The organism is Entomohabitans teleogrylli, from assembly GCF_001484765.1.
Taxonomy (GTDB): Bacteria; Pseudomonadota; Gammaproteobacteria; order Enterobacterales; family Enterobacteriaceae; genus Entomohabitans; species Entomohabitans teleogrylli.
In genome coordinates this window covers 1-1,371 of record NZ_LLXO01000076.1, presented here as the reverse complement: position 1 = coordinate 1,371, position 1,371 = coordinate 1, and the positions used below count along the sequence as shown (strand labels likewise).

Here is a 1,371-nt window from a genome sequence, read left to right as displayed (position 1 = left end):
CGAACTGAGCGAGACGGAGAAGCAGACGGTGAGCGCGCTGGCGACACTGGCGTCGGGTCTGGCGGGCGGTCTGACGGGAGACAGTACCGCAGAGGCGGTATCGGCCGCGCAGGCCGGAAAGACGACGGTTGAGAATAATGCTTTGAATCCGATTGACTTCGGTAAAGGCATGGCCGACATAAGCTTGTCCCAGCAGACTCTCGGCGTGGACATGATTAAGAACGGTGCTTCACCGGATGAGCTGACAGAAGCGCTGATCAAGAACTCACAGGGACAGATACCTGACGGACAGAACGCAGCTAAAGGTCTGATAATTGCGTGGGCTGAATTTTTCGGTGTGCCGGTCAGTGCATTAACGGCTGATGGAGAAATGACACCACAAAGAGCTACGGAAATCGTGGCAAGTGGCGTGCCGACTAGTGAAGCGAAGCTGATGCAGTATGTGGTGGCTAAAGCGTTTTTAGCGGTTACAAAAAATACTACTGTTAAGGCTGAAACTGGTAGTTCTATAATTTATCATGAGAATTTTGGCGGACACACAATACAGAAACATGTTGGAAAGTCAGATGCTCAATTACTGGCTCGTTTTGAAAACGAACCTAATTTGTCAGCTTCTTCTACATTCTTTAATCAGACAGCAGCAGACAAAGCTATAGGAAATGGTATAGCAGCTAATAAAGGACAACTTGCAGAGTGGTTAGCTGGGGATCAATCACGTTTGATCTTGCAGCATACAGAAAAATTTACTGTTGGCAAAGTGATACAAAAAAGCGATGGTTCATCTTATTTTTCCAAGAAAATTACCATAGTAATAGATAGAGATCCTGCAATGCCAAATGGTTATCGGGTGCATACTGCGTACCCTAAATGAATACGGGATGATTTATGAAATTTGAGAATATTGCCTATTTACTGGGTGCTTATTTTCATCAGGATTGGTTTTTCGATGCCCCAAATTCTGATGATATTGTTAAATCTTTTATCGAACGAGAATCGTCAGCCAGAGTTTTGGCCTTAAAGCAGGAGATTACCCTGCTATTGTTGGATGATATCGAATTATCTAGTGATTTCATTGCCAATAACAATGGATATTATGATCCAACGCCAGATGGCTTAACTGTTCGGGAGTGGTTCCAGAATATATTGAAAGTACTACCTTAAATTATCATACGAGAGATCCCGGCCTGATTGCCGGGATCTTCTTTTTAGCCGTCAGGCTCACCCACAATGCCCGTCCCCACGCTTGTACACCGGCAGATCGCCGGTGTCATTGAGCTCCCCCGGAAAACCTTCCAGCCACAGCTTCATCTTCTGCCGGTTGACGTAAGCGACGCTCAGCCCCTCGGCGCAGGCGTACAGCTCGCGGGTGTT

Annotated in this window: 2 protein-coding genes; both read left to right on the top strand. The window is 46.6% G+C overall.

What is annotated here, in order from left to right; translation table 11 throughout:
* The coding region (locus AQ981_RS28435) for an RNase A-like domain-containing protein (RefSeq protein ID WP_161969195.1) at nucleotides 1-871 on the top strand (871 nt) is incomplete at its 5' end.
* A 14-nt stretch (nucleotides 872-885) separates the two neighbouring features.
* Nucleotides 886-1,161: a contact-dependent growth inhibition system immunity protein gene (locus AQ981_RS25240; RefSeq protein ID WP_058914511.1), complete on the top strand. Its 276-nt coding sequence runs from the start codon at nucleotides 886-888 to the stop codon at nucleotides 1,159-1,161.
* The last annotated feature ends 210 nt before the right edge of the window (nucleotides 1,162-1,371 follow it).